The organism is Bartonella birtlesii IBS 325 (assembly GCF_000273375.1).
GTDB classification, from domain to species: domain Bacteria; phylum Pseudomonadota; class Alphaproteobacteria; order Rhizobiales; family Rhizobiaceae; genus Bartonella; species Bartonella birtlesii.
Window position 1 is genome coordinate 1,108,248 of record NZ_CM001557.1, and the last position, 18,119, is coordinate 1,126,366.

At 37.6% G+C, this 18,119-nt stretch carries 15 protein-coding genes and 3 tRNA genes; 16 read left to right on the top strand and 2 right to left on the bottom strand.

Going from position 1 to position 18,119, the window contains the following annotated elements; genetic code table 11:
• Position 1: 1 nt before the first annotated feature.
• The 7 genes from ntrX (at position 2) to QWU_RS05430 (ending at position 8,903) form a co-directional block, all read left to right on the top strand.
• The gene (gene ntrX, locus QWU_RS05400; RefSeq protein WP_006589338.1) at positions 2 to 1,360 is read left to right on the top strand and encodes a nitrogen assimilation response regulator NtrX; all 1,359 of its coding nucleotides are present in this window, start codon (positions 2 to 4) and stop codon (positions 1,358 to 1,360) included.
• Between the two features lie 4 nt (positions 1,361 to 1,364).
• A complete protein-coding gene (gene trkA / locus QWU_RS05405; RefSeq protein WP_006589339.1) occupies positions 1,365 to 2,741 on the top strand; it encodes a Trk system potassium transporter TrkA in 1,377 nt (458 codons plus the stop codon).
• Between the two features lie 10 nt (positions 2,742 to 2,751).
• Entirely contained in the window at positions 2,752 to 3,561 is an 810-nt protein-coding gene (locus QWU_RS05410; protein ID WP_006589340.1) for a glycosyltransferase family 32 protein, read from the top strand.
• Between the two features lie 145 nt (positions 3,562 to 3,706).
• Positions 3,707 to 4,330 (top strand): ATP-dependent Clp endopeptidase proteolytic subunit ClpP, encoded by a 624-nt coding sequence (gene clpP / locus QWU_RS05415; RefSeq protein ID WP_026017311.1) that lies wholly within the window; start codon positions 3,707 to 3,709, stop codon positions 4,328 to 4,330.
• A gap of 184 nt (positions 4,331 to 4,514) precedes the next feature.
• Complete coding sequence (gene clpX / locus QWU_RS05420; RefSeq protein WP_006589342.1) at positions 4,515 to 5,789, top strand: ATP-dependent Clp protease ATP-binding subunit ClpX; 1,275 nt, start codon at positions 4,515 to 4,517, stop codon at positions 5,787 to 5,789.
• A gap of 181 nt (positions 5,790 to 5,970) precedes the next feature.
• A complete protein-coding gene (gene lon / locus QWU_RS05425) occupies positions 5,971 to 8,394 on the top strand; it encodes an endopeptidase La (protein WP_006589343.1) in 2,424 nt (807 codons plus the stop codon).
• Between the two features lie 230 nt (positions 8,395 to 8,624).
• A complete protein-coding gene (locus QWU_RS05430; RefSeq protein ID WP_006589344.1) occupies positions 8,625 to 8,903 on the top strand; it encodes an HU family DNA-binding protein in 279 nt (92 codons plus the stop codon).
• Positions 8,904 to 9,468: 565 nt separating this feature from the next.
• Here QWU_RS05430 and trmFO read toward each other — a convergent pair.
• Positions 9,469 to 10,866 carry a methylenetetrahydrofolate--tRNA-(uracil(54)-C(5))-methyltransferase (FADH(2)-oxidizing) TrmFO gene (trmFO, locus tag QWU_RS05435; protein WP_006589345.1) on the bottom strand — a complete coding sequence of 466 codons (1,398 nt, stop codon included), beginning with the start codon at positions 10,864 to 10,866 and terminating at the stop codon, positions 9,469 to 9,471.
• Between the two features lie 166 nt (positions 10,867 to 11,032).
• Between trmFO and QWU_RS05440 the strand changes: the two genes are divergently transcribed.
• From QWU_RS05440 to QWU_RS05465, 6 genes are all read left to right on the top strand, one after another.
• Positions 11,033 to 11,115: transfer RNA gene (locus tag QWU_RS05440), tRNA-Leu, on the top strand.
• 128 nt (positions 11,116 to 11,243) lie between these two features.
• On the top strand, positions 11,244 to 12,668 hold the full coding sequence (gene tig, locus QWU_RS05445) for a trigger factor (protein ID WP_017196355.1): 1,425 nt from the start codon (positions 11,244 to 11,246) through the stop codon (positions 12,666 to 12,668).
• Between the two features lie 130 nt (positions 12,669 to 12,798).
• The gene (gatB, locus tag QWU_RS05450; RefSeq protein ID WP_006589347.1) at positions 12,799 to 14,298 is read left to right on the top strand and encodes an Asp-tRNA(Asn)/Glu-tRNA(Gln) amidotransferase subunit GatB; all 1,500 of its coding nucleotides are present in this window, start codon (positions 12,799 to 12,801) and stop codon (positions 14,296 to 14,298) included.
• Positions 14,299 to 14,449: 151 nt separating this feature from the next.
• On the top strand, positions 14,450 to 14,848 hold the full coding sequence (locus tag QWU_RS05455; RefSeq protein ID WP_006589348.1) for an NADH:ubiquinone oxidoreductase subunit NDUFA12: 399 nt from the start codon (positions 14,450 to 14,452) through the stop codon (positions 14,846 to 14,848).
• 82 nt (positions 14,849 to 14,930) lie between these two features.
• Positions 14,931 to 15,326: a DUF2155 domain-containing protein gene (locus QWU_RS05460; protein ID WP_006589349.1), complete on the top strand. Its 396-nt coding sequence runs from the start codon at positions 14,931 to 14,933 to the stop codon at positions 15,324 to 15,326.
• A 569-nt stretch (positions 15,327 to 15,895) separates the two neighbouring features.
• Positions 15,896 to 16,636, top strand: a complete 741-nt coding sequence (locus QWU_RS05465; RefSeq protein ID WP_006589350.1) for a rhomboid family intramembrane serine protease — start codon at positions 15,896 to 15,898, stop codon at positions 16,634 to 16,636.
• On the opposite strand, the gene QWU_RS05470 is transcribed toward QWU_RS05465, so the two are convergent.
• Positions 16,626 to 17,456, bottom strand: coding sequence for a TrmH family RNA methyltransferase (locus QWU_RS05470; RefSeq protein WP_006589351.1), 831 nt, complete (start codon positions 17,454 to 17,456; stop codon positions 16,626 to 16,628). The genes QWU_RS05465 and QWU_RS05470 overlap by 11 nt on opposite strands.
• A 203-nt stretch (positions 17,457 to 17,659) precedes the next feature.
• Between QWU_RS05470 and QWU_RS05475 the strand changes: the two genes are divergently transcribed.
• The 3 genes from QWU_RS05475 to QWU_RS10015 form a co-directional block, all read left to right on the top strand.
• Positions 17,660 to 17,743 (top strand) — tRNA-Tyr (locus QWU_RS05475).
• A 31-nt stretch (positions 17,744 to 17,774) separates the two neighbouring features.
• A tRNA-Gly gene (locus QWU_RS05480) sits at positions 17,775 to 17,848 on the top strand.
• A 175-nt stretch (positions 17,849 to 18,023) separates the two neighbouring features.
• Positions 18,024 to 18,119: GTP-binding protein (locus tag QWU_RS10015; RefSeq protein ID WP_035462006.1), on the top strand; the 96-nt coding region annotated here is incomplete at its 3' end.

Below are 18,119 nucleotides of genomic sequence, written 5' to 3' on the forward strand. Positions count from 1 at the left end.
AATGGTGTCAGATATCTTAATTGTTGATGATGAGGCAGATATTCGTGAGCTTGTTGCTGGTATTTTAGATGATGAAGGTTATGAAACACGTGTTGCCTGTAATTCTGATGAAGCTTTAGCACAAATTAATGCACGTATCCCAAAGCTTATTTTTTTAGATATTTGGTTACAAGGGAGCCGTCTTGACGGGCTAGCACTACTTGATGAGATTAAAACGCGCTATCCTGCTCTTCCGGTGGTTATGATCTCTGGTCATGGTAATATTGAGACAGCTGTTTCTGCTATAAAACGAGGGGCATATGATTTTATTGAAAAGCCTTTTAAAGCTGATCGACTTGTTTTAGTTGCGGAACGAACTCTTGAAAACTCAAGTTTAAAACGTGAGCTTTTAGAACTACGAAAGCGTTCGAGTGAGACATTAGAACTTCTCGGAACATCAACCGCTATAAAACATTTGCGCCAAATCATAGAGAAAGTAGCACCAACGAATAGTCGCGTTATGATAACAGGTCCCTCAGGGGCGGGCAAAGAGATGGTTGCTCGTGCTATTCACGCACTTTCCACGCGTTCAAATGGGCCATTTGTTACAATAAATGCTGCAACGATTACTCCAGAGAGAATGGAAATAGAATTATTTGGTAGTGAAATGGAAGGAGGAGAGCGCAAAATCGGTGCATTAGAGGAAGCACATGGTGGAATATTATATCTTGATGAAATTGCTGATATGCCATGTGAGACTCAAGGAAAGATACTTCGAGTTTTGACAGGACAAACATTTGAGAGAATTGGTGGTACAAAACGTGTTAAGGTGGATGTGCGTATCATTTCTTCAACAGCACAAAATCTTGAAAATCTCATATCAGATGGACGCTTTAGAGAAGATCTCTTTCATCGTCTGTCAGTTGTTCCTATTACTGTTCCACCTCTGTCAGCGCGTCGTGAAGATATTCCAGAGCTTGTACGCCATTTTGTGAAAACAATATCACAGCAGGCTGGGATTAAGCCACGTGAGATTAGTGAGGATGTGATAGCTATTTTGCAAACACACTCTTGGCCAGGTAATATACGGCAATTACGCAATAATATTGAACGTCTTCTCATTCTTGTGCGTGATGGGGATGGCCCAATAACAGCGGAATTTCTTCCTAGAGAAGTAAGCGATTCTTTACCACGCATTCAAATGGATACAGATGAGAGTATAATGGATTTACCGTTGCGTGAAGCACGGGAGTTATTTGAAAAGAGGTATTTGGTAGCGCAGATTGGGCGTTTGGGTGGAAATATATCTCGTACAGCTGAATTTATAGGTATGGAGCGTTCAGCTTTGCACCGTAAACTAAAAGCGCTTGGAGTTTCTTAAAGTTATGCGTGTTATTATTTGTGGTGCAGGACAAGTTGGTTATGGAATAGCAGAGCGTCTTGCCGCTGAAAATCATGATGTTACTGTTATTGATATTGAGACAAGATTGATTGAAAAAATTCGTGATACGTTAGATGTGAGAGGTTTTGTTGGTCATGGTTCACGGCCCGAGGTTCTTTTGGCTGCCGATGCAGACAAAGCAGATATGTTGATTGCCGTAACTTTATTTGATGAAGTCAATATGGTAGCTTGCCAAGTAGCACATTCCTTATTTAATGTCCCAACAAAAATAGCGCGTATTCGTTCACAATCTTATTTAGAACCGCGTTATAAAACGCTTTTTTCTAGAGAGAATATTCCCATCGATGTGGTTATTTCACCAGAAGTTGAAGTTGGAGAAATGGTTCTACGTCGTATTGCTCTACCTGGGGCGATAGATGTTCTTTATTTTTGTAATGATGATATTGTTGCATTAGCTTTGGAATGTATGGAAGATTGTCCAGTTATTAATACGCCTTTGCGGCAATTAACGGAGCTTTTTCCAGATCTTCATACAACAGTGACAGCGATTAAGCGTGGTTCAGAATTATTGATTGCACATTCAAAGACGCAATTGCGTGTTGGCGATATAACTTATCTTGTGGCAGCTCGCGATCAGATGCGCCGTGCGGTTGGTCTTTTTGGTCATAAAGAGCAAGATGCCCACCGCATGATTATTGCAGGAGGTGGTCACATTGGTCTTTATGTTGCTCAGGCTATTGAAAAACGCCTTCATAAATTAAGATTAAAAATTATAGAATCGCAGAGAGAGAGAGCACTCACAATCGCTGATCAACTTGAAAAAACAACTGTCTTATATGGGAATGTATTAGATCCAGTAATTCTTCAAGACGCTGGAATTGATCAGGCCGATTTAATAATTACACTGACCAACCAAGATCAGGTCAATCTCTTAAGTGCTATTATCGCTAAAAGATTAGGATGCAAAGCCAATATGGTATTGATAAATAATGTCGCGTACCAAGAGTTTAGCCGTGCCGTTGGTGTAGACGCCTATCTTAATCCACATAGTGTTACGATATCAAGAGTTTTGCAACAAATGCGTCGAGGTCGTATTCGTGCTGTTCATTCAGTTTTTAATGGGCAGGCAGAAATTATTGAAGCTGAAGTAATGCAAACCTCTTCATTGGTTGGTAAATCATTGTCAGAGCTAGCTTTACCAGAGGGGTTAAGAATTGGTGCAATTTATCGCAATAAGACCATAATACAACTTTCGGCAGATACACGTATTTTGTCTGGCGATCGAATAGTAATTTTTGCTCTTGTCGAATGTGTTCGTGATGTCGAGCAGCTCTTTCGTGTAAGTTTAGAATATTTTTGATCTATTACCTATGGATATTTGCACTTTTTGGTATAGTGGAAAATTAAGACTGGTTGATAGACTTTGTTTGTCCTCCATGGTTAAAACTGGGCAACGTGTTAAACTTTTCAGTTATGACAAAAAAATAGATAATCTCCCTGTTGGTGTTGAATTATATGCAGCCGAATCAATTCTACCACGCTCAGCAATTTATCGCCTTGATCCAAATTTTTCTGATGATAAACAAGGCTGTACAATTGTTCAGTTTTCGGATTTTTTTCGTGTTATGTTGATGAAATATCAACAAGGTGTGTGGTTAGATACAGATGTTTATTTGGTTAAACAATTTCATCCAGATGCGAATAAGGTTTGGCTCGCACGAGAAAATGCTGTAAGAGTAGGAGTTTCTGCACTTTATTTTCCTTCTGATAACCCTATTATAAAGGTGTTCGAAGATTATTGGGCAAGTACAGAAATGGTTCCTCATTGGCTTGGGTTTAAACGTCGTGTTTGGAAACCATTCTGGTTGAAGAGGAAAAAAATGCCAATTTTACCAGGAAATCTTGGAGTTACAATATTTGGCAATGATGGTATTTCACGATTAGCCAAACGATATGGTTTTTTTCATGAAGCAAAGGAAAAAGAAACTTTTTATTATTGGACTGGACGAAAAACTGAACGCATTTTTGATCCAGTTTTTGGGGTTAAGCTACTTGCAGATCCACGTTTGATAGGGTTTCATATTCACAGAAAGATGATGACTACTCAAAAACCTAAGAAAGGTAGTTTTTATCATTGGGCAGTGTCTCGCATTGCTGATGCAGATGATTTTTTCAGATAGAGTTATTATTGCTATTTTAACCACTGGAATTTTAATCTTGTCTAAAGAGCATTGATTATGGCTTGCGTAAGAGAGTATTATTAGCCTATGGAAAAGAGCATTGAATGCATAAAGAGCGATTGTTATATGAACAGAAAGTAAAAACATGAGAGATCTAATGAAAACAGCATTAAGCCTTGTGCCTATGGTTATTGAACAAACCAATCGCGGTGAGCGGGCCTATGATATTTTTTCTCGTCTTTTAAAAGAGCGGATTATTTTTATTAATGGTCCGGTTGAAGATGGTATGGCAATGCTTGTTTGTGCACAATTGCTTTTCTTGGAAGCGGAAAATCCTAAAAAAGAGATTAGTCTTTATATTAATTCACCTGGTGGTGTTGTGACATCCGGTATGGCAATTTATGATACTATGCAGTTTATTCGCCCTCCTGTTTCTACGCTTTGCATGGGGCAAGCTGCATCTATGGGATCATTACTTTTAACAGCTGGAGCAAAAGGTCACCGTTTTACATTACCAAATGCGCGCATTATGGTACATCAGCCGTCTGGAGGTTTTCAGGGTCAGGCCTCAGATATTGAACGGCATGCGCAAGATATTATAAAAATGAAACAGCGTTTAAATGAAATTTATGTCCAACATACAGGCCAGGATTATGAGGTTATTGAGAGAACTCTTGATCGTGATCATTTTATGACTGCGGAGGAAGCCAAACAATTTGGCTTAGTTGATGATGTTATACAATACCGTGCAGAAACTGAGAAAGATTAAGAGTTTTTATAGAAAAAAGAACTACTTTAAAGAAAGAATTTGTAAAAGTATCGCGAAAATTAAGAGAAAAACATCTGAAGATAGTATGATACCTAGGTTTTTTATATGTTTTAATAATTTTCTTTATGAAAAACTTCCTTTGGAAAGACGAAGTATTCATATATCGTGGTGAAAGGAAAGAGAAATGAGCAAAATCGGCAATAGCGGGAACGAATCAAAAAATACTCTCTATTGCTCGTTCTGCGGCAAAAGTCAGCATGAGGTGCGTAAGCTCATCGCAGGGCCAACGGTATTCATTTGTGATGAATGTGTAGAGCTTTGCATGGATATTATTCGTGAAGAAAATAAATCTTCTGGGATTAAGGCACGTGATGGTGTTCCTACTCCACAGGAAATTATAACAGTTCTTGATGACTACGTTATTGGTCAGCAACATGCAAAGCGTGTTCTTTCTGTTGCTGTACATAATCATTATAAGCGACTTGTGCATCAGTCTAAGAGCAATGATATTGAGTTAGCAAAATCGAATATTCTTCTTGTTGGACCAACAGGGTGCGGTAAAACTTATCTCGCACAAACACTGGCACGTATTATCGATGTGCCTTTTACCATGGCCGATGCGACCACATTGACTGAAGCAGGCTATGTAGGTGAGGACGTTGAAAATATTATTTTAAAGCTTCTTCAGGCTGCTGACTATAATGTTGAACGTGCACAGCGTGGTATTGTTTATATCGATGAGGTTGATAAAATTTCTCGTAAAGCTGATAATCCTTCTATTACAAGAGATGTTTCGGGAGAAGGGGTTCAACAAGCATTGCTAAAAATTATGGAAGGAACAATTGCTTCTGTTCCTCCTCAAGGTGGGAGAAAACATCCACAACAAGAATTTCTTCAAGTTGATACAACAAATATTTTGTTTATTTGTGGGGGAGCTTTTGCTGGTTTAGAGCGTATTATTTCTGGGCGTGGTGAAAAAACTTCTATTGGTTTTTCTGCTACCGTTAAAGCGCCTGATGAGCGTTGTGTTGGTGAAATTTTTCGTGATTTAGAGCCTGAAGATCTTATAAAGTTTGGTTTGATACCAGAGTTTATTGGTCGTCTTCCTATTGTAGCAACTTTAGAGGATTTAGATGTTAACGCTCTTGTTCAAATTTTATCACAACCTAAAAATGCATTGGTAAAGCAATATCAGCGTCTTTTTGAGATGGAGAATGTTGAGTTAACATTTCATGAAGATGCGTTACGGGTTATTGCTAAGAAGGCAATTGAGCGTAAAACCGGTGCACGTGGTTTACGTTCTATTATGGAAAAGATACTTCTTGAGACAATGTTTGAACTACCAGCACTTGAAGGTGTCCAAAAAGTGGTCATTTCAAGTGATGTGGCAGATGGAAAAGCGTGTCCTCTTTATATTTACTCAGAACGTACAGAAGATAAAGAAAATGTATCGGCATGACGTTGTATGATATAAGAAGTAATAATGAACACCATTTAAGGATGGATGTTTTTGGATATTATAGTTGTAGTGCTTGATTTATGTGTTTCTAGTTACCACTTCATGTGTTGTGTGAAACTGAAAGTTTTCTAAAGATAGGCATTTGTAGTGGATAGACTCATAGGCTCCAGAAAGGAGAGTTATGCAATATATTGATGAAAAGACAGATGAAATAAGAGAGGAGGTTTACGCTGTTTTGCCTCTTCGTGATATTGTTGTCTTCCCACATATGATTGTTCCGCTTTTTGTGGGGCGAGAAAAATCAATTCGCGCTCTTGAAGAAACAATGGCGGTGGATAAGCAAATACTGTTGGCGACACAAAAGAATGCTTCTGATGATGATCCAAAATCAGAAGATATTTATGATATTGGTACCTTTGCGAATATTCTTCAACTCTTGAAGCTTCCTGATGGTACGGTAAAAGTTTTGGTTGAAGGCACTGCACGCGCAAAAATTAACCAATTTGCTTTGAGTGAAGATTATCATCAGGCTTTTGCAACTATTACAGAAGAACCGAAAGAGAATGATGTTGAGATTGAAGCACTTTCAAGATCGGTAATTACTTATTTTGAAAATTACGTAAAACTGAATAAAAAAATTTCTCCTGAAGTTGTCAATGCTATTGGCCAAATTGATAATCCTTCTAAGCTTGCTGATACAATCGCTTCTCATTTGATGATTAAGCTTTCAGAAAAGCAGAAAATATTAGAACTCTTACCTGTACGCGATCGTCTTGAACGTGTTTTGTCTTTCATGGAAGGAGAAATTTCTGTTTTACAGGTTGAAAAGCGTATTCGCTCGCATGTTAAACGGCAGATGGAAAAAAATCAACGAGAGTATTATCTCAATGAACAGATGAAGGCTATTCAAAAAGAGTTAGGGACGGGTGATGATAGCCGTGATGAGCTCTCTGAATTAGATGAACGTATCAAGAAAACAAAGCTTTCCAAAGAGGCACACGAAAAAGCTGGGGCAGAGTTAAGAAAATTACGAAATATGTCTCCTATGTCTGCAGAGGCAACAGTTGTACGTAATTACCTTGATTGGTTATTGGCAATGCCTTGGGGCAAAAAATCGAAAATTAAAAACAATTTAGATTTTGCTGAAAAAGTTATGAATAATGAGCACTTTGGTCTTGAAAAGGTCAAGGAGCGAATCGTTGAATATTTAGCAGTACAAAGTCGAGCATCAAAAATAAAAGGCCCTATTATTTGTTTGTTAGGTCCTCCTGGTGTAGGAAAAACATCACTAGCCCGCTCTATTGCAAAAGCAACGGGACGTGAATATGTTCGTATTTCATTAGGGGGGGTGCGGGATGAAGCAGAAATTCGTGGACATCGTCGAACATATATTGGTTCTATGCCTGGAAAAATTATTCAGTCCATGAAAAAAGCAAAAAAATCTAATCCACTTTTTTTGCTGGATGAAATTGATAAAATGGGACAAGATTTCCGTGGAGATCCTTCATCAGCTTTATTAGAAGTACTTGATCCTGAGCAAAATGCTACATTCATTGACCACTACTTGGAAGTCGAATATGATCTCTCTGATGTCATGTTTATTACTACTGCCAATACACTTAACATTCCAGGACCGTTAATGGATAGAATGGAAATTATTCGTATTGCTGGCTATACTGAATCTGAGAAAATGGAGATTGTTAGACAGCATCTTTTACCAAAAGCATTAAAAGACCACTGTTTGTCTAAAAAAGAGTTCAACGTTTCTGATGGTGCTATAAAATCTATTATTCAATTCTATACACGTGAAGCGGGGGTTCGTAGTCTTGAGCGTGAATTGATGAAGATTGCTCGTAAATCAGTTACAAAAATTCTTAAAACACATCAGAGATCTGTAAAGATTACAGAAGATAATATTCATGATTTCTTAGGCGTTAAGCGTTACCATTACAACCAGATTGAAGGAGAAAATCAAATTGGTGTTGTGACAGGGCTTGCGTGGACAGAAGTTGGTGGAGAGCTGTTGACCATTGAAGGGGTTATGATGTCAGGCAAGGGGAAGATGACTGTCACGGGAAATTTGCGTGATATTATGAAGGAATCAATTTCAGCGGCAGCATCTTATGTACGCTTTCGTGCTGTTGATTTTGGTATTGAACCCCCGCTTTTTGATAAACGTGATATCCATGTTCATGTTCCAGAGGGTGCTACACCAAAAGATGGACCATCAGCTGGAATTGCAATGGTGACAGCAATTGTTTCAGTGCTAACAGGGATAGCGGTACATAAAGATATTGCAATGACCGGAGAAATCACTTTACGTGGACGTGTTTTACCGATTGGTGGTTTGAAAGAAAAACTACTAGCTGCTCTTCGAGGAGGTATAAAAAAAGTACTTATTCCTGAAGAAAATGCAAAAGATTTGGTTGATATTCCTGATGATGTTAAAAATAATATGGAGATTATTCCAGTAAATCATGTGAGTGAAGTTCTGAAATATGCTCTGGTTCGTTTTCCCGAACCCATTGAATGGATAGAACCTTCCAAAGAGCCTGTACCTATGAGGTCAGAAAGCGATAATGAAGGAATACAAATTGCGCACTGATTCATTAATTTCGTTTGCAATGGCATTTTCCCAGCGATAAGGGGCGTATTCATAGTATTTTTTTATTTATTTTGAAAAAAAAGTGAAAAATTCCGTGAATAACTGTGATTATTGCTAAAAAACAATGTTCTGAATAAAAATAAGGCTTCTGTTTGTTGTACTTTTCAATAAACTAACCAATAACACGGTTAAGTTGTATTATCCGGTAATATAGGGAAAGGAAATATTCTATGAATAAAAGTGAATTAATTAGCTCCGTTGCTGAAAAGGCAGGTGTTTCGAAAGCGCAAGCTGGCTCTGTTGTTGATGCTTTTATTGCTTCTGTAACGGAGGCTTTAGCTTCAGGAGGGGATGTTCGTCTTCCAGGTTTTGGTTCTTTTGAAGTTTCTCACCGTGCTGCTACAAAGGGGCGTAATCCTTCAACAGGTGCTGAAATAAATATTCCAGCACGTTCTGTGCCAAAATTTTCTGCAGGGAAAACTCTAAAAGAAGCTGTTAATAAAAAATAATTTGAACAATACTAAAAAAAACTAATATATTTATAAGTGCTTTTTTAAAAGTTGTTTTATAACTGTGCTTTTTATATGGATAGTTACAGCGCGCACTCTTCTTCAAAGAGTACCGGCGCTTTTTAGGGTGAATTCGGAATTTTTGTAGAGTTTGTAAATAAATATATTTATTTGAATATTTTCAATAAAATATATCGCTGTAGAGATTCATGTGAATTACAAAGCCTATTTTAGTTTTGTTGTGCCGGTGTGTTATACATAGTTTTTTTACATAACAAAATTAATCAGAAAGCTATTATTGTGGGGAATCGGATCTATATTTGATTTCCCTTAATTACTATTGTATATTTTATAGTGTTACGCATTTTAACTGATCGAAATATATTTAGTTTTTTTACGGTGGGGAAAATTTTTATTCATCGTGAGAACTTTTTGAAATTCATTACGCTGCTTTGCAGATATTCAGCATCATAATAAAAAGGCTGGAAGGTGATTTTTGCACAAGGGATGGGGATATTGTTTTTTTTGCATATGTTAGAGGTAAATATATTTTCATAAAAAGAGACTATATAGTTTTTTCTGCTAACCATTGAGTACAATCATTTAGAGCTCTAGAGGTTAGCGCTCGTTTTTTTGCTAATTTCTTTTCTTTGCTTGGCAAGCGTATTCCTAAATACTCCCTAGAAGCAATAGGGGGAAAAAGTCCTAAATTTATATTCATTGGTTGAAAAGATTGTTTTTCAGTTTCATGTGTTACAATGTGCCCATTGGTAATATGATTCAAAAGAGCTCCAAACGCTGTGGTTAATGGCGGTAAAGAAGGAACGTTATGATGATATTCAGCAGCGGCAAAACGCCCAGCGAGAAGCCCTATTGCTGATGATTCTACATAACCTTCACATCCAGTAATTTGTCCCGCAAAACGCAACTGTGGTCTTTGTTTCAAGCGAAGGGTTTGATCAAGAATGATGGGTGAGTTAAGATAGGTATTACGATGAAGCCCACCAAGACGTGCAAACTCTGCTTTCTCAAGACCAGGGATCGTTCTAAAAATACGAATTTGCTCACCATATTTTAGTTTTGTTTGAAAGCCGACCATATTATAAAGGGTTCCGAGCTTATTATCTTGGCGTAATTGTACAACGGCATAAGGTTTTACTGTGGGATTATGAGCATTAGTTAATCCGATAGGCTTCATGGGGCCATGTCTGAGAGTTTCAAAGCCACGTTCAGCCATAATTTCAATTGGTAGGCATCCATCAAAATAAGGGGTTTTTTCAAAATCACGGAATTCAGTTTTTTCCGCATTTTTTAATTTTTGAACGAATGTTTCATACTGTTCTTTATCAAGGGGGCAATTAAGATAATCCTTTCCTGTTCCCTCAGGTCCGATTTTATCATAGCGAGACTGATACCAACAAATATCCAAATTGATACTATCAGTATAAACAATAGGCGCGATAGCATCAAAAAAAGAAAGAGATTCTGCCCCAGTTATTGCTTGTATCGTTTGAGAAAGATCTGGTGAAGTGAGAGGGCCAGTTGCAATAATAATATGATGCCACTCTTCTGGAAGCTCTCGAATCTCTTCACGTTTTATTGTTATAAGCGGGTGATTTTCTAGCGCTATCGTAATGGTTTTTGCAAATTCATCGCGGTCAACGGCAAGAGCGCTTCCTGCTGGTATCTTGTTGGCATCAGCGGCCTTCATAATTAGCGAGTTTGCCAGTCGCATTTCGCTGTGTAAAAGTCCTACAGCATTTGTTGATGAATCATCGGAACGGAATGAATTTGAACAGACCAATTCTGCAAGTTTATCGGTTTTATGGGCATCAGATTTTTTTTGAGGCCGCATTTCATGTAAAATAACGGGGATTCCTGATTGAGCAATTTGCCAACTTGCTTCACTGCCTGCAAGACCACCACCGATGATATGGATTGGAGCATTGGATATATTTAACATAACCTGTTTTTAGCGAAAATTACCCTGTGTGAAAAGAGTAGATTTTATTTTTGCAATTTATAAAGAATGATATGTGTTTAGATTTTTAAATATATTTGTTTGCTTTTTTTCTCTAATTAATGGTATAGAGACGCCGCTTATATAAGGTTACTGACTTATAAGTTTAGCGGATGTGGCGAAATTGGTAGACGCACCAGATTTAGGTTCTGGCGGGATACCGTGGGGGTTCGAGTCCCTCCATCCGCACCAAAGGGATTACTCGAGCGCTATTTTATGTGCTCAGGTTCTGCTTTATGGTGATTTAACACTCAAGTGTTAGAATGTAGTTATTATCAGAGTAGGGTTATCCCTCTCCTTAAGGAAAATGAAGGTTGTTTATGCAGGTTACCGAGACGCTTAATAAAGGACTGAAGCGCGAAATTAAGATCGTGGTTCCGGCGAGAGATTTAGAAAAAAAATTGAATGAACGGTTAGATGATACCAAAGGTAAGATCAAGCTTAATGGTTTTCGTCCTGGTAAGGTACCTGCTGGATATTTACGAAAAATGTACGGCAAGTCTTTTATGGCGGAAATTCTCAATGAAATTATCAGTGATGCACCCCATTCCATTTTAGCTGACCGTAATGAACGTTCAGCGATGCAGCCGCAAATTGATATAAATGAAAATGAACAAACCTTGGATGGCAAAGCCGATTTTATTTTTAGTTTAAAGTATGAAGTCTTGCCAAAATTTGAAATTAAAGACTTTGAACATATTGAAATTACTCGTGAAATTGCAACTATTCCTGAACAAGAGATTGATGATCAAGTAAAGCGCGTTCTTGCTTCCACGCGTAGTTATTCACTAAAAGAGGGCCTTTCTGAAGAAGGGGATCGTATTACAATAGATTATCTTGGTAAAGTTGGAGGAGAGCCATTTGAGGGTGGGACAGAGAATGATGCGCAACTGATTCTCGGATCAAAGCAATTTATTCCTGGTTTTGAGGAGCAATTGGTTGGCGTGAAAGCAGGTGACACGAAAACAATTTCTGTTAAATTTCCTGATAATTATAATGCAGTGCATTTGGCCGGTCAGGATGCAGAATTTGACATCACTGTTAAGGCTATCTCTAAACCGGATGAACTAAAGATTGATGATGAAGCAGCACAGAAAGTTGGTTTAGAATCTCTAGATCGCTTACGTGAAGTTATTCGTGGGCAGATTGAAAATCAATATGGCTCAATGACACGTCAAAAAATTAAGCGTCAAATTCTTGATGCTTTAGATGCTGATTACGATTTTGAGATTCCTGAAGGGCTTTTAGAAATTGAATTTAACAATATATGGGCTCAGGTTAATGACGATTTAAAAAAGGCTGGTCGCAGTTTTGAAGATGAAGGCGTCACAGAAGAGCAGGCACAGGAGGAATATCGTGTGCTTGCACAGCGTCGTGTTCGTCTTGGTTTGGTGCTTTCTGAAATTGGAATGAAGGTTGGTGTTAAAGTAAGTGAGGATGAGCTAAAAGCAGCAGTTTTTGATCAAGTGCGTCAATATCCTGGACAAGAAAAAGAAATTATGGACTTTTTCCGTAAGACTCCAGAAGCTGTTGCAAATCTACGTGCTCCAATTTTTGAAGAGAAAGTCATTGATCATTTATTGGAAAAGATAAAAATCATAGATAAAGAAGTTACGGTTGAAGAGCTGATGAAGGAATATGACGAAACAGATTTAACAGAAAAAAAACCAGAAAAGGAAAAATCTGCTGTAAAAAAATCCGTAGAAAAAGTTCCATCTAAGAAAAAGGCACCTAAAAAAGGTTAATATTTACCCTAAAAGGACAAGCCCAATGAAGTTGTGGCTTTTTATGAGATTTCTGTTCTAGGCTTGCGCTGAGAGTGATTTTAGATTAGCCATATTAGTGTATTCGAAAAATATTAATAGTGGATTGGTAATGAACATCATTGATACCCGCACTCCTGATTCTAAACGTTTTATTTCTGGAACTACAGGTGATTGGGAAGTCATCATCGGTATGGAGGTTCATGCGCAAATCATATCGAATTCAAAACTTTTTTCAGGTGCATCAACAAAATTTGGTGCTGAGCCAAACAGTCACGTATCGCTTATTGATGCAGCGATGCCTGGTATGTTGCCTGTTCTTAATCAGGAATGTGTTTGTCAAGCAGTTAGAACGGGTTTGGGATTAAAGGCGCATATTAATCTGAGATCTGTTTTTGATCGTAAGAATTATTTTTATCCAGATTTACCACAAGGATATCAAATTTCTCAATTTCATTATCCAATTGTAGGAGAGGGAAGAGTTATCATATCTGTTGGTCCAGATTCAAAAGGCCAGTTTGAGGATATCGAAGTTGGAATTGAGAGGTTGCATCTTGAGCAGGATGCAGGGAAATCATTGCATGATCAGCATCCAACAATGTCTTTTGTAGACCTTAATCGTTCTGGTGTTGCGCTTATGGAAATTGTTTCTAAGCCAGATATGCGTTCATCAGATGAAGCTAAAGCCTATATGACAAAATTGCGTACAATTGTTCGTTATTTAGGAACCTGTGATGGCAATATGGATGAAGGTTCTATGCGTGCGGATGTTAACGTATCAGTTCGTCGCCCTGGTGAGGGTTTTGGAACGCGCTGTGAAATCAAAAATGTTAATTCTATTCGTTTTATTGGCCAAGCGATTGAATATGAAGCGCGTCGTCAAATTGCGATTTTAGAAGATGGTGGTGTTATAGATCAGGAAACTCGTCTTTTTGATGCTTCTAAAGGTGAAACGCGGTCTATGCGCTCAAAGGAAGAAGCGCATGACTATCGTTATTTTCCTGATCCTGATCTTTTACCATTGGAATTTGATCAAGAATTTATTGATTCTTTAGCGGCTGAATTGCCTGAATTGCCTGATGATATAAAGATACGTTTTATCAAGGAGATGGGATTGACGGCATATGATGCTTCTATTCTTGTGACAGAAAGAGCTATTGCTGATTATTTTGAAAAAGTAGCGCATGGACGTGATGCAAAAACAGTTGCAAATTGGGTGATTAATGATCTTTTGGGTGCTTTAAATAGAGACAACCGTGTGATTGAAGAGACACCAGTATCACCAGATCAATTGGGAAGCATCATTGATTTGATCAAGGAAGGAACTATTTCTGGAAAAATTGCTAAAGATCTCTTTGAAATTATTTGGAATGAAGGTGGGGATCCGCGTCAGATTGTAGAAGAACGTAATATGAAGCAGGTGACAGACACAAGGGCTATAGAGAGAGCTGTAGATGAAATTATTGCCAACAATTCTGATAAAGTTGCACAAGCTAAACAAAAACCTGCTTTAGCTGGTTGGTTTGTTGGACAGGTTATGAAAACAACATCTGGAAAGGCAAATCCTCAAACTGTTAATGAGTTGGTTAAGATGAAACTCGGCATAGATTAAGTTTTATGGGGTAGAAAAAACCAACAAATGTGATATTTTTATAGCTATTGGATATGCATTTACCTATCAAGTGAAACTGTCAATGATTCTACCAGTTAATTTTGTTTTCAGCAATTGATTTTATGAGCATATTAAATGAATGGAATAGCAGATGGCTCGTTTTTTTAAGCAAATCTTTACATGGTGGAATGGCAATACTATAAACACACGCTTTTTCACATGGCGTAAAGGCAAGCGGATAGGGGAAGATCAGTTTGGAAATATTTATTATGAAGGGGGAACTCATAAAGATGGTTATCCGCGCCGTTGGGTCATTTATAAAGATTATTCTGAAGCCTCTACTATTCCACCAGGTTGGCATGGTTGGATTCATCATCGCTGTGATATCCCTCCAACGCAGGAGGATTATCGCCCATATGAGTGGGAAAAACCCCATGTTGCTAATATGACAGGAACAAGTGAAGCTTATCGTCCAAAAGGAGCTATTCCTTATAGTGGTAAACCTTCTTGTGTGCATGAAGATTATGATGCATGGTCGCCTAAAAAATAGTTTCTTAGTGTATGTGTATTTTTTTTCCTTAATTCGTACTGTTTTGTAAATAGAATTTTTTAAATGTGATTGATTTGATGTGATGAGAGCTTTTTTATTGTTAGGATTGGGATATTTTTTCATAGGGGAGCTTGTGGTCTTTTCCACGGTTTATAAAGTGCAAGCTGAACGTGTTAGCAATGGAATTGCTGTTTTTTCTGGTCTTGATAAAATTACGGGTATAACTACGCGTTTTGAAGTTTCTCTTGGTGAAGTTTATCAATACGGTGCTTTACAAGTAACGCCACGAGCATGTTATACGAGCTCCAAGGATGAGCCAACCCGTACAACTGGTTTTGTCGAAGTGAATGAGATTATGTTAGATAAAAAGGTCCGGCGTATTTTTACAGGATGGATGTTTGCAGATAGTCCTGGTTTGAATGCTGTCGAACATCCTATCTATGATGTGTGGTTAAAAGACTGTAAACAGAATTCTTAGAACCTTTCTGCTCAATGATTTTTTATAAGAGGAGGCTAGAAGACAGCTTATTGTTTTATAGTTCTATTTTAAAACAGCTAAATGCAACTTTTTAAAACGAGAGTAGTTAGATGCTGAAAAAGGAGATATTTGCGCTTTTGAAAGGCAAATTGTTTGTTTTGTATATATAATCTTTTGTAACAATGTGGATTATAAAATTACTAAACGACAATCATTATCTTCTATAGAGAAATATACATGAATTTATAAAATTTTTTCTCACTAAGATAGGGTCATTTTTTTGTTGAGCCGTGTATTAAATAGATAAAACATCAAAATACATGCCTTGGTAAGAAAGATTTTAATTAACTGACTGGCTTCAGTTTAAGTTTATTATGGTGCAGTGGCTTTGTGAATGATATTTTTAATATCTTATTATAAAAGAAACAAATATTTTCATTGAGCGGTATCTAGAATTAGCAATAGGAACCGAATAAACATTAAGCTTAAGGCTTCTTTAATTATCCAAGCCTTGATATGTTTTTGTGCAAAGCACTGTCAATTCTACAGAAAGTATGAGATTTTATACGATGAAAGATGCCAAATATCAATATAATGATGGATCGTTTTTTCCAGAACAACCTAAAGAACCATTATTGAATGTTCCATTTATTATAGTTGTTTTGATAGCACTTTGTTTTTGTATTTATTTTGTTTCTCAATATCTTTTTTCTCATCAATTCTATATTGAAAGTCTTGATTTATTTGCATTTACACCAGTGTTATTTAAGACTGAGCCCTTAGCATTTTGTTATACGATTATTAGTTATTCCTTTATGCATAGTAGTTTTAAACATGTTGCTATTAACATGGCTTGGCTTTTGGTTTTTGGGTCTCCTTTGGTGAGATATATTGGTGGTTTTCGTTTTTTAATTTTTTGGGTGTTAACAGCTATTGTCGCTGTGTTGACTTATTTTGTATTTCACCAAGAGAGTGCAATATCAGTTGTCGGTGCGTCGGGCGTAGTGTCTGGAATGATGGGTGCTATTGCACGTTATGATTTTCTTTGGAGCTATTTGGAGGGTGCTACGCAAAATGAAAGATTTTTAAGCTCTTTATTGTCTATTAAAAAAGCGCTGTGTTCAAGGAGTGTACTTATTTACCTGAGTATATGGCTAAGTGTTGATTTTATCATAGGTATTTCATCTTTTCTCTTTGAAGGCGATGGTGTTTCAATAGCATGGGAGGCTCATATTGGTGGTTTTTTTTCAGGTTTTTTGTTGATTGGTTTTTTTGATATGTCACGAAAAAAATTAAAAACTACGATCTAAGATATTTGTGCGTCGCATAAAGCGCTATTGTTGCTGCATTTGAAACATTTAATGATTTAATATTTCCAGGCATATCAAGGCGTGTTAATGCGCAAACGGTTTCACGTGTTTTTTTACGTAAGCCTTTCCCTTCTGCTCCTAAAATAAGGGCAATTTTTTTTCCTGTTAATGCTGTTTCTAGAGGGTATTCACCTTCTGAATCGAGTCCAAAGCTGATAAAACCTGCTTTATGAAGTTCGTGGAGTGTTTCGGCGAGGTTTCGTACAGTGATATAATTAATCATCTCCAATGCTCCGGAAGCAGCTTTAGCAAGAACACCGCTTTCTTGTGGAGAGTGGCGACATGTGGTGATGAGTGCTCCAGCTTTAAATGCAACAGCAGAGCGCATAATAGCGCCAACATTATGGGGATCGGTAATTTGATCCATTACGATGACAAGATCAGTATTGGTTAATTCAGATAATTGGCATGGCTTTAAGGGTTCAGTTTCTACAACGACCCCTTGATGAACCGCATCACTTCCAACAAGTACATCAAGTTGTTTGGGAGAGCATAATGTAACAGAACATGGTAATTCTGATTCGGGTATATTTAGTCGCTTTAAAGCATTAGCTGTAATATAGAGAGAGTTCAAAATTCTTTTTGGATTTTTTAAAGCAGACTGAACGGTATGGATGCCATAAAGACGGATTGTTCCTATTTGCAAAGGCGCGGCCGTTTGGTGGGGCTGTATGGTAGAGTAAGAAGAAATGCTCTTTGCATCACGATGTCGACGACGTAAACGAGCATAATGAGAATTTTTCAATATTTTTTCTTTCATGGCTTCTTTATAGCGCTTTAAGAGCAGAAATAGATAAAAAAAACTGTGATTTCAAAATTATTAGCAGGAAATTTGTACAGAATTTTATTTATTCTGTTGACAGATACGATAGTAATCGTCATAACCGCCCCAAAACCAGTTTGAATTGAATGATTAAAATTTGGTTGTCGTGATGCCTTATCGCGCAACTTTACCGATGTGATGGAGGGGTGCCCGAGTGGTTAAAGGGGGCGGACTGTAAATCCGTTGCGTATGCTACGTTGGTTCGAATCCAACCCCCTCCACCATTCATCGAAAAGGAGTTAGTACGTGGGTTATGCGGGTATAGCTCAATGGTAGAGCAGCAGCCTTCCAAGCTGAATATGCGGGTTCGATTCCCGCTACCCGCTCCAAACACAGTTTCTGGTGATTAGGCCCATGGGTATGATGGGAGATTTTTTATCATAATTGGGTGGAGTTTTCCGTCTTGAAGAGTTGTATGGTTGGGTTGAGCAGAGTAGCTCAGTTCTGCAGTTCTTTTTCTAGGTACTAATAGAATATAGAGAACAAAACAAGAGATTGATGGCGATGGCAAGGAGCAAATTTGAACGTACGAAGCCGCATGTTAATATAGGTACTATTGGTCATGTTGATCATGGGAAGACCTCTTTAACAGCAGCGATT

Bases quoted from the DNA above. Each gene is read 5' to 3' on its own strand.
- trmFO (WP_006589345.1), bottom strand. From the start codon at position 10,866: ATGTTAAATATATCCAATGCTCCAATCCATATCATCGGTGGTGGTCTT.
- QWU_RS05470 (WP_006589351.1), bottom strand. From the start codon at position 17,456: ATGAAAGAAAAAATATTGAAAAATTCTCATTATGCTCGTTTACGTCGT.
- tig (WP_017196355.1), top strand. From the start codon at position 11,244: ATGCAGGTTACCGAGACGCTTAATAAAGGACTGAAGCGCGAAATTAAG.
- QWU_RS05410 (WP_006589340.1), top strand. From the start codon at position 2,752: ATGGATATTTGCACTTTTTGGTATAGTGGAAAATTAAGACTGGTTGAT.
- trkA (WP_006589339.1), top strand. From the start codon at position 1,365: ATGCGTGTTATTATTTGTGGTGCAGGACAAGTTGGTTATGGAATAGCA.
- clpP (WP_026017311.1), top strand. From the start codon at position 3,707: ATGAGAGATCTAATGAAAACAGCATTAAGCCTTGTGCCTATGGTTATT.
- QWU_RS05465 (WP_006589350.1), top strand. From the start codon at position 15,896: ATGAAAGATGCCAAATATCAATATAATGATGGATCGTTTTTTCCAGAA.
- gatB (WP_006589347.1), top strand. From the start codon at position 12,799: ATGAACATCATTGATACCCGCACTCCTGATTCTAAACGTTTTATTTCT.
- QWU_RS05460 (WP_006589349.1), top strand. From the start codon at position 14,931: ATGAGAGCTTTTTTATTGTTAGGATTGGGATATTTTTTCATAGGGGAG.
- QWU_RS05430 (WP_006589344.1), top strand. From the start codon at position 8,625: ATGAATAAAAGTGAATTAATTAGCTCCGTTGCTGAAAAGGCAGGTGTT.
- ntrX (WP_006589338.1), top strand. From the start codon at position 2: ATGGTGTCAGATATCTTAATTGTTGATGATGAGGCAGATATTCGTGAG.
- clpX (WP_006589342.1), top strand. From the start codon at position 4,515: ATGAGCAAAATCGGCAATAGCGGGAACGAATCAAAAAATACTCTCTAT.
- lon (WP_006589343.1), top strand. From the start codon at position 5,971: ATGCAATATATTGATGAAAAGACAGATGAAATAAGAGAGGAGGTTTAC.
- QWU_RS05455 (WP_006589348.1), top strand. From the start codon at position 14,450: ATGGCTCGTTTTTTTAAGCAAATCTTTACATGGTGGAATGGCAATACT.